Source organism: Rhodococcus sp. 14-2483-1-1 (assembly GCF_002259335.1).
Lineage (GTDB): Bacteria > Actinomycetota > Actinomycetes > Mycobacteriales > Mycobacteriaceae > Rhodococcoides.
In genome coordinates this window covers 271,642-284,349 of the sequence record NZ_NPFX01000002.1, presented here as the reverse complement: position 1 = coordinate 284,349, position 12,708 = coordinate 271,642, and the positions used below count along the sequence as shown (strand labels likewise).

Genomic DNA, 12,708 nt, shown 5'->3' with positions numbered 1-12,708 from the left:
TGTTTCTGCTGCTCAGCGAAGCGTTCGCGCGCATCTGTAGGTGATTTACCGGCTCTATAGTGCGCTCATGACCACTGAGCGCCCGGATCCCTCGTCGATCTCGGACCGCAGCGAGTTCGCGGCGGCACTGCGTTCGATCAGGATCGATGCGGGTGCAACAGTTCGTGAAATCGTCGAGCGTTCCGGTGGTCTGCACGGCACCATCAGCGGCTGGTTTTCCGGTCACCACCTTCCGACCAAAGCCAGCGCCGAGATGTTCTCGGCCGTCCTCGTCGCGTGCGGAGTCGACGACGAAGGCGAGCGCGCACGGTGGTGGAATGCGGTGTCGAGGGTGCGGTCCATCCCGGGCAGGCGGACTGTCGATCCGGTGAAGGGCGACCCTCCGTACAAGGGCCTGGAAGCGTTCGAGTCCGCCGATGCAGAGTGGTTTTTCGGACGAGACGATGTGATCGAGCGACTCGGCGTGCGCGTCCGTGACGCCCTCGACTCCGGCGGCGGCATTGTCTTCGTGGTCGGCGCTTCGGGCTCGGGTAAGTCCTCGCTCCTGCGCGCTGGATTGGCATCGAGGTTCCCTCGCTCGCAGGTCCATTCCGGCGTCGGCGATATTCGGGCATTCCCCGAGCGAATGGAATCGTTCGCGCCGGGTTCTGTTCTCGTCCTGGATCAAGCCGAGGAGCTGTGGACGCTGGCGTCAGCGGGTGAGCGCGAGAGCTTTCTCCGTGCGGCATCGTCGCTGCCGAACTCTGATTCGGTTCTCGTGGTCGGCCTGCGGGCCGACTTCTATCAGGACGCCGTGTCGGAGGATGCGCTGCTTGCCGGACTTTCGGACAACCCGGTTGTCGTCGGGCGTCTCACCGAAACGCAACTGCGTGAAGTCATCGTGTCGCCTGCCGCGAAGGCCGGCTTCACCGTCGACGACGCCCTGGTGCAGGTGTTGGTCGGCGAATTGGGTCCGCGTGGATCGCAATTCGCCCACGACTCCGGTGCCCTGCCGTTGCTCTCGCACGCGCTGCTGACGACGTGGCAGGTGTCGAGAGGCAGGACGCTGACCGTCGCGGACTATCTCGCGACCGGCGGGATCGGAGGTGCGGTGGGGCAGAGCGCCGAGGAAGTGTTCTCGGCCCTGACCGCCGAACAGCAACGCGAAGCACGACGCATCTTCATGCGTCTGGTCAATCTCGACGACGACGTGGTGACGCGTCGCCGCGTCGATCGTGTCGGGCTGTTCTACGGAAACGAGAACGCAGACGCCGTCACCGACGTCGATGTGGTGGTCGAGCGGTTTGCCGCGCGCAGACTGCTGACCGTCGAAGAAGAGACGGTCCAGGTGACCCACGAGGCGCTGCTCACGGCGTGGCCGCGGCTCGGTGAATGGCTCGACGACGATCGTCAGTGGCTCGTCGAACACCGTCGACTCACCCAGGCGGCAGAACTGTGGAACAACAACGACCGAGACGACGGTTCGCTGCTGTCTGCGTCGAGGCTGCTGCTGGTGCAGGAATCCATCGGCCCGGTGCGTCGGCGAGACCTCAATTCCGTCGAGAGGCTCTACCTGGAAGCGAGCGCGGAACGAGTCGAGCAACAGAACCGAAGCGATCGTCGCCGTCGGCGCACCCTCGAGACGCTTGTCGCAGCACTCGCGTTTCTGACCGTGCTGGCCGTGACACTGGCGGTAACCGCGTTCGTTGCCCGATCGGATGCGAACAGTCGGCGGGTCGACGCCGAACGCGCCGAAGCCGAGGCCGTCTCTCGTCAGATTGCTGGTGTCGCAAACCAATTGAGGTACCAAGATCCCGGTCTGGCGGCGTACTTCGCGTTGGCGTCGTACGAGGTGGACCGAACGTCCGAGGCGCGATCGGCACTGCTCGATTCCTCCGCGATCCACACGCCGGTGCGGTTACTCGGTGTGGAGGGCGGGGCGGTGACTGCCGTCGACCCTCGCGGAAGCATCGTGGCAACAGCGGGTTCCGACGGGCGCGTGCGGATGTGGTCCCTCGCGGACGGACACGCGCATCTCGGCGAGATCGTTTCCAGGGACGTGTCCGCGCTGGCGTTCGATCCGCGGGGTGGCGTTCTCGCCGTGGGTGGGTTCTACGGCGTCGAACTGTGGGATGTGTCGGATCCGACGGCACCGATAATGCTGTCGCGCAACGATGTCGACGAGGTGCGAAGCCTGTCCTACTCTCCTGATGGCCGCTTGCTTGTCGTCGGTACCGGGGCCGAGTCGTTGCCTCTGCTCGACGTCGCCGACCCCGCGCGGCCGACTGCAGCGGCCGAAGTGGCTCAACCCGGTTCGCCGACAGCGACCGAATTCAGTCCCGATGGTCGGTACCTGGTGACGGTCGGCCCCGGGCGCGCGATGCGGTTGTGGGACGCGAGCAGGCTGACCGCGTCTCCAGCAGCCGCCGCTGTTCCGCTGATCGACATCCCCTCGGACGGATCGACCTACACCGCGCAACAGCTGGCCTTCTCTCCCGACGGCACCACACTGATCGCGGGTACTACAGGTCGCGAGGTTCTGCGGTGGGCTGTCGACGGCGGCCGGTTGTCGCCTCTGCCGGCGTTGACGGGATTCACCAGCTATGTCAACGATGTGGCGTTCAGTGGGGATGGGACTCTGATCGCTGCGGCGAGTTCGGACAATTCATCGAAAGTGTGGGACGCGGCCTCGGGAAAGCCAGAACTGACGCTTCCCGGTCCTTCCGAGGTGAGTTCGCTCGTATTCACGCCGGATCGCTCGTCGATCGTCACTGCCAGTGGCGATGGCATCACCCGAATCTGGCCGCTTCCTGGGCCGGCCCTCGCCGACGCCGGCGACACGATCTTTCAGAACCCCATCGGTGCATCGGGCACCCGTTTGCTCGCCGGAGCAGGCACCCGAGCCTCCGCCACGACGCTCTGGGACGTCTCGGACGTCGAGCATCCGGTGGCGTCGGCACCGTTGGTAGTCGGTGACGGTATGGACCAGACGGGTGCGGTGGCGCTCACCGTCGACGGCAATCAGGCTGCCGTCGGTACGACGACCGGCGGTTTCCAGCTTTGGGACACAACCGATCTCGCTGATCCGGTGGCGCTCGGTACCGTTCGGACGGCAACTACCAGCTTGACTGCTGTGTTGCTCTTCGACCGCACCGGGACCCTGCTGGTCGCGTCCGGCCAGAACTCGAACGACGTGTCGTTGTGGTCGCTGGCCGAGCCCGCAACCCCACGGGCGTTGTCGACCCTGGAGGCGGGGAACTACCCCGCGGGAATGGCGCTGTCGCCCGACGGTTCGGTACTCGCGATCGCCAGTGTGGGGGGCGTGGTCGAACTGTGGGATGTCGGCGACCCGAGCGATCCGCGCCGGACGGCCGTGCTCGGCGGTTTCGGAAGTAGCGTCCAGGCCGTGGCCATCTCACCGGACGGGCACACTCTTGCCGCGGGCAGTGCGGATCGCTCGATTCGATTGTGGGACATGGCGAACTCGGCCGAGCCGCAGCACCTGGCTCGCATCGTCGGGCCGTCCAGCCCGATCTACTCGCTCTCGTTCGATAGGTCCGGTGAACGGATGGCTGCCGGTGACGGGGGATCGACGCTGTGGTTGTGGAACGTAGGCGACCGCACCGCACCCGAGCAGTACGCCGCCCTCTCCGCGTACGGTCAGCGCGTCAACGATGCGGGTTTCGCCGCAGACGGACGCGTGGTGTTCGGCGGTGGTACGGCCCGTGACGTTCGCATCTGGCGCACCGAGCCGGAGGAGGTGCGCAGTCGCCTGTGTGGATCCGGAGGATCGGTGGTCACAGAGGCCGAATGGGTCCAGTACCTGCCCGGCGTTCCTTACCGAGAGTTGTGTAGCGGCTGACCGGCTGAGGATGGTGTACTTGCGCAATGACCGAAAGGTTTCCGAGAAGCGCTTCGACGTCTGCTCTCGTCGCACTCGTGGCGTCCTGCGTGGTGATCTACGTCGGGTTGTTCGAAAACTCGATGTCCACGGCCCTGCAGGTCGTACTGCTGCTCGTCGGCGTACTGGTTGCCGGCGCAGCAATCGGTTACACCGTCGCCAAGCTGGGTCGGTCCAGGTAACGCTCAGGGCCTACTGAATCCGTCGAGCATCCCTGTGTAGAGCTTGGGCGGCGGGGCGGCGAATTCGCCGCGCTTTCCGGTGCGCAGTCCGAGGGTTACAAGGGACTGCACGAACAGTGTTCCCGCGGCCACACCGTCGACGACGGGTACACCGATCTCGGCCGAAATGTGTTGGCAGAGATCGGCCATGCCCGCGCAGCCGAGAACCACAGCATCGCTGCCGTCGGTCTCGACGGCGACGCGACACGCTTCGGTGACGATCTTGCGGGCGTCGGGGTCGGTCTCGAGATCGAGGACCGGCAAGTCGCAGGCATGGATGCCGAGGCAGTGGCGGCCGAAGCCGTAGTGATGCGCGAGATCCTGTGCCCGGCCGACGGTGCGGCCGAGGGTGGTGACGACACTGAATCCGCGGCCCAGGAAACTCGCGGCATGCATTGCCGCTTCCGCGATACCGATGACCGGTCCGGACGCAGATTCGCGGGCCGCGTCGATGCCGGGATCGCCGAAGCAGGCAATGACGTAGCCGTCGACCCCCGCAGCTTCGCCACTGGCGATCTCGGCGAGAATGCCGGGGACACTGAGGGCCTCGTCCACGTGGCTTTCGATGGATACCGGCCCCATCGAGGGACTGACCGCATCGATGACGGTGCCCGGGCCAACTACGGCCCGGGCACAATCACCGATCGTTGCGGTCATCGAACCGGTGGTGTTCGGATTGATGACCTTGATGAGCACGTACGAAATCCTATGCCTTGGCTGGAACGTCGAAGTTGGTGACAGCGAGCTTGGTCTTCGTCGCCAGATAGAAGTACATGACGAAGCCGATGCCGCAGCCGATGAACCAACTGTACTTCGAGGCCGTCGACATACCGGCGATCTCCATGCCGTCGATTGCTCCGTTGAAGAGCACGGTGAACATGGCTACGAGCGCGCCGACGACGGTCGAGTACACCGCTGCCGGGTTGTAACCCTTCGAGTACCAGTACAACCCGGTCGGCGACATCGAGAACAGTTCGTCGACAACGACTTTCTGCTTGCGGACGAGGTAGTAGTCGGCGATCAGGATGCCGAACAACGGTCCGATGAACGCACCGAGAGTTTCCAGGGTCAGGTGAATGACCTCGGGATTGTTGTACAGGTTCCACGGGGTGATGAGCACCGAGCCGATGGCCGCGATCATGCCGCCGGCACGCCAGCTGATCTTCTGGGGGCTGACGTTGGAGAAGTCGAATGCCGGCGAGATGAAGTTGGCGACGATGTTGATGCCGATGGTGGCGATTGTGAAGGTCAGAGCACCGAGGACGATCGCGAACGTGCTGTCGATTCGGGCGACGGTCTCGACCGGGTCGGTGATCAGCTCACCGAACACCGGCAGCGTCAGCGAGGCAGTGACGACGACGAGAATCGAGAACACCAGGAAGTTCACCGGCAGGCCGAGGAAGTTGCCCTTCTTCACTGCGGCATAGGACTTGCCGTAACGCGAGAAGTCGCCGAAGTTGAGCATCGGACCGGAGAAGTACGAGACCACGAGCGCAATGGCACCGAGCATCACCGGGATCGAGCTCAGACCCGTGTGCTCGACCTCGCCGAGGTTGAGGTCGATCGCGCCCCAGCCGGCTTTCCAGATCAGGTAGCCGCACAGCATGAACATCACGACGTAGACCGCAGGGCCGCAGAAGTCGATGAACTTGCGAATGGACTCCATGCCACGCCAGAAGACCGCGGCTTGCACGACCCAGAGGAACAGGAAGCTCGCCCAGCCGAGCAGCGAGAGTCCGACGAAACCGTAGTCCGCAGTCACCGCGTACGGAGCCAGTGACGGGAACAACTTGATCAGCACGATATCGAGTGCGGCCGAGGCCAGGAACGTCTGAATGCCGTACCAGGCCACCGCGATCAGACCGCGGATGATGGCCGGGATATTGGCACCGAGGACGCCGAATACGCTGCGGCAGATGACCGGGTACGGAACCCCCGACACCTGACTGGGCTTGGCGACGAGGTTGCAGAAGAAGTAGACGATCGTGATGCCGACGAGGAGTGCGATCAGCACCTGCCAACTGGCCAGCCCGAGCGCGAACAGGCTGCCCGCGGTCACGTAGCCACCGACCGAGTGCACATCCGACATCCAGAAGGCGAACAGGTTGTACGAGGTCCAGGTCTGCTTCTTCAGCGGAGCAAGATCCTCGTTGGTCAGTCGCGGGTCGTAACTGTCCTTGATCAGTCCGCCACCGACGGGGTGGCCCGCGGCTTCCACAAGATCTCCCGTTTGGGCGGGACCGTGCGCTGTATCTGTCATCGATGCTCCTGACGGCATGGCGTATGAGGTGGACGAAGGAGATGAATGAGGAAAAGTTAGCGGCGAAGTGTTGCGCGCTCGTGACGTAAGCGATATATCTTTGGCGGAATTTCTATCGCGTCTGGTCGGGTGGCGGATCGGCGAACAATCCGTGGTCGTTCGACAATGTCGAAATGACCGAATTGAGACGCGTGTGATGATGCTGCGCGGCTCGCAGCAGGCCCGCGGAATCGCCGGCGAGAAAGGCCGTGAGCATATCTGCGTGATCGCTGTGCAGTGATGCCCTGTCCGATCCGGCCACGTGAACCATCGGCTGTATGGGTTCGGTTATGTTCCAGGCGGATTCAAGCATGTGAAGCAACCGATGCATCCGGCACGGGCGGGTCAGGGACAGGTGGAATTCACGCGAGAGCCGATGGTATTCACGTGAGTCGTCCTGGGTGAGTGAGGCCTCGAGCAGGCGATTGACCTCGATGAGGTGGGCGCGGTCGTCTTCGGTGGCGAGATCCACCGCGACCGGAAGGGCTGCGGTCTCCAGAACCTCTCGCACGATGTACATTTCGCGAAGCTCGGCCGCGGTCAACTGAGCGACCGTGTAACCGAGATTCGGTCGATGATCGACCAATCCCTCACCGATGAGTGTCTTGAGAGATTCGCGCACCGGGATTCTGCTCACCCCGAAAAGTTCCGCTACCTCGTTGAGTGGGATCGGCGTATTCGGTGGCGCATCGCCGGCGAGAATTACTCGGCGTAACTCTCGAAGAATTGTCGGCTGTGGACCACCCGGCGTCGTTATCGACAATTGCGAGAGAAATATCGACCGGCGACGGGGTGGCACGAACCGAAGGTTAGCGGCGCAGTGTTTCGACGGCGTGACGTTCTCGTTCCATACCGATAGCATCGGCACCCATGGCCACGGACCCCCTCGGTACGCAGTACTGGCCGGACGTCGATGGGTCCAGGACCCTCGTGGTGCCGGTCGGCTCGATCGAGCAACACGGACCGCACCTGCCGCTCGATACCGACACCCGGATCGCCACCGCCGTTGCGCACACCATCGACAACGCGCTCGTTGCTCCCGCGATCGCGTACGGGTCCAGCGGCGAGCACGAGGGATTTCCCGGCACCGTGTCGATCGGCGCTGCAGCACTCGAGACGGTGCTCGTGGAATACGGGCGCTCCGCGTGCCGGTGGGCCGAACGGGTGGTGTTCGTCAACGGGCACGGCGGCAACGGGCCCGCCCTGCGATCTGCAGTGCTGCTGCTGCGCTACGAGGGGCGTGACGTCGTCTGGTTCCCGTGCGCGGTGCCCGGAGCAGATGCTCACGCTGGGCGCACCGAAACGTCGATGCTGCTGCACCTTTCGCCCGAGGTAGTGGATATGAGCAAGGCGGAGGTGGGCAATGTGACCGACATCGCCGCCCTACTTCCTGCGCTGCGCGCCGACGGCGTCGCATCGGTCGCTGCAAACGGTGTGCTCGGCGACCCCTCCGGAGCCGATCCGGAGGAGGGGCGTCGGGCGTTCGAGCTACTTCGAGCCCGCGCCGGCGATGCGGTGCGGAGATGGAGTCCCTCCGAGCATGGAGTGATCGCGTGACCGACCTGGGCGAAACGCCTGTTCAGCGTCCCGCGATCGAATCCGAAGAAACGGGCAGCAGGTATGTTCCGTCCGATTTTGCGGGTGGCCGACACACCAGAGGCTTGTCCGCTTACGATCTCCTGATGGGTGAAGGTCGGTTGCCTGATGGCTTCGGGGTGAGAGTCGATCCACGCGTACGCACATTCTCCGAAGGACGCGTCCTGATCGGTGGTTCGCCGACACGGATGCTCACACTCGCACCGACGGCGGCCGCGATGATCGGCGACGGTTTCATCGAAGTGACCGACTCGCAGTCCGCACTCGTCGCACGCAAACTTCTCGACTCGGGAGTCGGCAACCCGCGCCCGATGTCGATCCCGTCGCCGTCCGACGTCACCGTCGTCGTTCCGCTCAAGAACAACGAGGCCGGGCTCGAGCGTCTGATCACGGCGTTGCACGGGCTGCATGTCATCATCGTCGACGACGGGTCCGACATCCCGGTCGCAGTGCCGCGGATGGCGTGCAGTGTGGGCAGTGTGACGGTGCTCCGGCACGAGCGCTCACGCGGACCGGCTGCGGCGCGAAATACCGGATTACGCTGCGCTACAACTGATTTTGTCGCATTTCTGGATTCGGACGTCGTGCCGCGCAAGGGCTGGCTCGAGGTGATGCTAGGTCATTTCTCGGATCCTGCTGTGGCGTTGGTGGCACCCCGCATCGTCGCGCTCGAGCCCGAAGGCAGTGCGCTGGCCCGATACGAGCACGCACGCTCGTCGCTCGATCTCGGTCGCAGAGAAGCGGCAGTGCGGGCCGGGAGCTCGGTGTCCTACGTACCCAGCGCCGCGATGTTGCTGCGCCGGTCCGTTGCGATGGACTGCGAAGGATTCGACGAGTCGATGCACGTGGCGGAGGATGTGGACCTGTGCTGGCGGCTGCAGGAGGCAGGGTGGCGGTTGCGCTACGAGCCCGTCGCCCACGTTGCTCACGAGCACCGCGTCACCTTCGTCGAATGGTTCGCTCGCAAGTTGTTCTACGGAACCGGTGCCACACCGTTGTCCGCTCGTCATCCGGGAATGGTGCCGCCGATTGCGATGTCTCCATGGACGCTCATCGCGTGCCTGCTCGCTGCGAGTCTGACGAGGATCGGACTCGTCGGCGCAGCTGCGACACTCGGCGTGACGGTTGTTCGACTTCGCAAGATGTTCGTCGGCTTGGACCAGCCCACTCGCATCGCGGCGATTCTTGCCGCGGAAGGTTTTGTGGCGGGGTTGTGGCAACTGGCGTCGGCCTTGTGCCGACATTATTGGCCGATCACCCTTCTCGCTGTATTGCTGTCGAGTCGAATTCGAAAGATCGCACTCGGATTGGCTGTCGCAGAGGCATTCTCGGATTGGAGTAAGCACCGCGAACTCGGCGGTCTCGATCCGGTGCGCTATGCCTTCTTCAAACGAGCCGACGATATTGCCTACGGTGCGGGGTTGTGGAAAGGCGCTCTGTCGGCCCGAAGCATCGATGCGCTCAAGCCACGCTTGGACGGCTGACGCGGTGCGAACCCGGCCCGATCCGTCGATGGTGTGAACCGGATCGAGTACGCGGACGTCATAGTCGTCGGCGGCGGCTCCTGCGGCTGTGTCGTTGCCTCTCGGTCGAGCGAGAATCCCGATCGATCGGTGTTGTTGCTCGAAGCCGGACCCACGTTCTCTGCTGTCGCCGAAGTCCCGGCCGACCTGACCGACGCATCGATGCTTCCCATCGGACCCGGCAGCGAATGGGTGGGAACGTACTCGGCCGAACTCACCTCCGGCGTCGGCCGAACGATTGCTCGAGGCCGGGTGCTGGGCGGCTCGGGCGCAGTGAACGGTGGTTACTTCGTTCGTGCCACGCCCACGGACTTCGACACCTGGCCGCAGTCGCTGTGGTCTTTCGAGCAGGTGCTGCCGTTCTACCTCGGCTCCGAAACAGATCTCGATGCCGGGATGCAGAGGCGGTGGCACGGATCTCGCGGACCCATGCCGGTCGCGCGCACCCCGGTACACGCTCGACATCCGATCACGACGGCATTCGTCGATTCTGCAGTGAATGCAGGATTTTCGATGCAACAGGACCTGAACTCTCCCGGAGCGTCCGCCGGGGGAGTCGGTGCTGTGCCGTTGAACATCCGCAACGGCACCCGCGTAAGTGCAGCTCTCGCATATCTTTTGCCGATCCTGGATCGGCAGAACCTACGCGTGCAGGGAAATTCGACGGTGACGTCGTTGATGTTCCACGGCAGCAGGGTGATCGGCGTCGAGATGGTCGTCGACGGCGTGCGCAGTATCGTGAGGTCCGACAAGGTGATTCTGTCTGCCGGTTCTGTGCACACCCCGGCACTGTTGCTTCGATCAGGTATCGGTCCAGCTGATGATCTTGTTGCGCTGGGGATTTCGGTCGTGGTCGACAGCCCTGGTGTGGGTCGAGGTTTCAGTGACCATCCCGAGGTTGCCGTTCCCGTCCTCGGGAAGAACGAACGTCCGTCGAAATCGCCTGCGCTGGAGGCGGTTCTACATGCAGGCGCTGTGGAAATCAGGCCGTACACCAGAAAGTTCGACCGGCTGATCTCCGGTCTCCAGCCCGGGCCGCACGTAGTCGGCGTCGGCCTGATGCGATCGACGAGTCGCGGGAGCATTGCGCTGCGCAGTACGGACCCGTTAGCGGCTCCGGACGTGCGGTACCACTATCTCGAATCGGAGGTCGACCGGCGCGCTATGCGCGAGGGCGTCGAACTCGCGCGCGATCTGCTGGCGTCGCCGATCATGTCGGAGACCGTGACTGTGTCCACGATCGAGAATCCCCTCGCAGCGCTCGGCACATCACTGCACCTGTCCGGTAGCGCCAGGATGGGGCCCGAGTCGGATCCGAGTTCGGTACTGGACGATCGCTGCCGGGTGCGCGGCGTCGACGGACTCTTCGTCGTCGATACCTCGGCATTCCCGGTGGTGCCCAGCCGTGGGCCACACGCGACGGCCGTCATGTTCGCCGAGCGTGCTGCTGCCTTGATTGCAGACCACGATCGGCGCGGGGAAGCGTAGCGTTCGTGGTCTGGGGACCGTTCAGGTTCCCCAATAGATGGGTTACTGCCATGTCGGACAAATCGCCCCGCAACACGATGACCAAGAAAACCGGCAAATCTCTCAAGGACAAGCGCGCAGACAAGCGGGCGAAGTCCAGTGGTGACACCAGCAACGACATCATCACCTCGGCCGTCAAGAAGAAGTAGCCACTCGCGGTCGACGTGACCGGGCCCACCGCTCGCGTCGACCACGGCTGTATCCTTGCTTGTGAGCTGGGTTACAGCAATGTGGACAGGTCACGGAGGAAGCGTCGAATGGCAAGCCGATCGGACAGTGGCGGCAACCCCTGGGTCGCAGTGCGCCCGGGCGAGGACGTCGCCGTTCTGGCGCGCCAAATGTCCAGTGCCCATCAATCTTTCGTCGACGACATCCGTACGCACGGTTCGACGGTTCGGTCCGTCGTGCTCGATTCGTGGATGCGCAGTCGCACCAAGGGCGTCGATCCCGACGGTGGAAACGACACTCCGATTCTGACCGGGCCGGATCTCGAGCGCTACCGCAACGGTCATCCGATGGCCATCATCCGCCCGGTCATTCGCAAGCTATTGGTCGAGGACGCTTCCGATACGGGATTGCTCGTGGCGATTTCGGATGCGGAGGGACGCCTGCTGTGGGTGGAGGGTGATTCTGCGGCGAAGGATCGGGCGCTCACGATGGACTTCGCCGAAGGCGTCGACTGGAGCGAGGAGAGCAAGGGCACCAATGCTCCCGGTACCGCGCTCGCGGTCGACCACAGTGTGCAGATCTTCGCGTCGGAGCATTTCTCTCGGTCGGTGCACGAGTGGAGCTGCTCGGCGGCACCGGTGCACCACCCCACCAGCGGTCACATTCTGGGAGCCATCGACATCACCGGTGGCCCGCGGGTGGCGGTGCCCGAGGTGCTCTCTCTGGTGCGTGCCACCGTCGCCGCGGCCGAATCCGAGTTGCGTCTGCACTTGATGAACTCGCCGAAATCGTTGGGCGACACGGCTCCTCGACTCGAAGTTCTCGGATCCGGCCGACCGGGGGTGGTTCGCGGATCCGGCCGTGTGCCGCTTTCCCAGCGACACGCCGAAATCTTGCTGCTGTTGGGTGAGCATCCGGAAGGGCTCAGCTCGGACCACCTCGCGGTGCTCCTCGACGAGCAGGAACTCGATTCCGTCACCATCCGCGCCGAGATGTCGAGACTGCGCAAGACCTTCGGCACGGCAGGTCTGGCTTCGCGGCCCTACCGTCTGGTCGGCGAGTTGACCTCCGATGTCGGCGACATCCGGCGCGCGCTGGACCGCGGCGACGTCGACGCTGCTCTACGGATCTACTCCGGCCCAGTACTCCCGGGGTCGTCCGCGCCCGGCATCGAGAGCATCCGGGAGGAACTGCGGTCTCGTATGCAGGCCGCGTTGCTCCGGCTCGGAGACCCGGTGCTGCTTGCGCAATGGACCTCGTCCATCCACGGGCGCACGGACGTCATCGCTTGGGAGGCCTACCGGGCCACTCTGAGCAGGGATTCTGCGCTCTACGGTCAGGTGAGCGCGCGCATCGATCTACTCGATCGCGAACTCGGAATCTGACGCACCCGTCGCGCCCCGCCGGTGCGAAATATCGGCAACGTACTTGCAACGTTGCACGGCCTAGTGTCCTGAATCACACACCGCATCAACTGTGAAGCACGTGTCGATC

At 64.1% G+C, this 12,708-nt stretch carries 10 protein-coding genes; 7 read left to right on the top strand and 3 right to left on the bottom strand.

The window, feature by feature from the left end:
• Positions 1-67: 67 nt before the first annotated feature.
• Both CH294_RS01185 and CH294_RS27160 read left to right on the top strand, forming a co-directional pair.
• A complete protein-coding gene (locus CH294_RS01185) occupies positions 68-3,841 on the top strand; it encodes an AAA family ATPase (RefSeq protein ID WP_094736752.1) in 3,774 nt (1,257 codons plus the stop codon).
• 26 nt (positions 3,842-3,867) lie between these two features.
• Entirely contained in the window at positions 3,868-4,062 is a 195-nt protein-coding gene (locus CH294_RS27160) for a hypothetical protein (protein ID WP_141215763.1), read from the top strand.
• 3 nt (positions 4,063-4,065) lie between these two features.
• Here CH294_RS27160 and CH294_RS01180 read toward each other — a convergent pair whose 3' ends face one another.
• The 3 genes from CH294_RS01180 to CH294_RS01170 form a co-directional block, all read right to left on the bottom strand.
• Complete coding sequence (locus CH294_RS01180) at positions 4,066-4,797, bottom strand: aspartate/glutamate racemase family protein (RefSeq protein ID WP_037147786.1); 732 nt, start codon at positions 4,795-4,797, stop codon at positions 4,066-4,068.
• A gap of 10 nt (positions 4,798-4,807) precedes the next feature.
• Positions 4,808-6,361, bottom strand: coding sequence for an NCS1 family nucleobase:cation symporter-1 (locus CH294_RS01175; protein ID WP_094608118.1), 1,554 nt, complete (start codon positions 6,359-6,361; stop codon positions 4,808-4,810).
• A 112-nt stretch (positions 6,362-6,473) separates the two neighbouring features.
• Complete coding sequence (locus tag CH294_RS01170; RefSeq protein ID WP_032404649.1) at positions 6,474-7,199, bottom strand: GntR family transcriptional regulator; 726 nt, start codon at positions 7,197-7,199, stop codon at positions 6,474-6,476.
• Positions 7,200-7,270: 71 nt separating this feature from the next.
• Here CH294_RS01170 and mftE point away from each other — a divergent pair, with 71 nt between their 5' ends.
• The 5 genes from mftE to CH294_RS01150 all read left to right on the top strand — a co-directional run bounded on the left by mftE (position 7,271) and on the right by CH294_RS01150 (position 12,599).
• The gene (gene mftE / locus CH294_RS01165) at positions 7,271-7,957 is read left to right on the top strand and encodes a mycofactocin biosynthesis peptidyl-dipeptidase MftE (RefSeq protein WP_094736751.1); all 687 of its coding nucleotides are present in this window, start codon (positions 7,271-7,273) and stop codon (positions 7,955-7,957) included.
• A gap of 125 nt (positions 7,958-8,082) precedes the next feature.
• The gene (gene mftF, locus CH294_RS01160; RefSeq protein WP_032405014.1) at positions 8,083-9,480 is read left to right on the top strand and encodes a mycofactocin biosynthesis glycosyltransferase MftF; all 1,398 of its coding nucleotides are present in this window, start codon (positions 8,083-8,085) and stop codon (positions 9,478-9,480) included.
• 33 nt (positions 9,481-9,513) lie between these two features.
• On the top strand, positions 9,514-11,007 hold the full coding sequence (gene mftG, locus CH294_RS01155; RefSeq protein WP_094736750.1) for a mycofactocin system GMC family oxidoreductase MftG: 1,494 nt from the start codon (positions 9,514-9,516) through the stop codon (positions 11,005-11,007).
• Between the two features lie 50 nt (positions 11,008-11,057).
• Positions 11,058-11,195: a hypothetical protein gene (locus CH294_RS27335; protein WP_165712752.1), complete on the top strand. Its 138-nt coding sequence runs from the start codon at positions 11,058-11,060 to the stop codon at positions 11,193-11,195.
• Positions 11,196-11,303: 108 nt separating this feature from the next.
• Positions 11,304-12,599 (top strand): transcriptional regulator, encoded by a 1,296-nt coding sequence (locus tag CH294_RS01150; protein ID WP_032376613.1) that lies wholly within the window; start codon positions 11,304-11,306, stop codon positions 12,597-12,599.
• The last annotated feature ends 109 nt before the right edge of the window (positions 12,600-12,708 follow it).

Excerpts from the sequence above, each read along its gene's own strand:
- CH294_RS01185 (WP_094736752.1), top strand. The coding sequence starts at position 68 with ATGACCACTGAGCGCCCGGATCCCTCGTCGATCTCGGACCGCAGCGAG.
- CH294_RS27160 (WP_141215763.1), top strand. The coding sequence starts at position 3,868 with ATGACCGAAAGGTTTCCGAGAAGCGCTTCGACGTCTGCTCTCGTCGCA.
- CH294_RS01175 (WP_094608118.1), bottom strand. The coding sequence starts at position 6,361 with ATGACAGATACAGCGCACGGTCCCGCCCAAACGGGAGATCTTGTGGAA.
- mftE (WP_094736751.1), top strand. The coding sequence starts at position 7,271 with ATGGCCACGGACCCCCTCGGTACGCAGTACTGGCCGGACGTCGATGGG.
- mftF (WP_032405014.1), top strand. The coding sequence starts at position 8,083 with ATGGGTGAAGGTCGGTTGCCTGATGGCTTCGGGGTGAGAGTCGATCCA.
- CH294_RS27335 (WP_165712752.1), top strand. The coding sequence starts at position 11,058 with ATGTCGGACAAATCGCCCCGCAACACGATGACCAAGAAAACCGGCAAA.
- CH294_RS01150 (WP_032376613.1), top strand. The coding sequence starts at position 11,304 with ATGGCAAGCCGATCGGACAGTGGCGGCAACCCCTGGGTCGCAGTGCGC.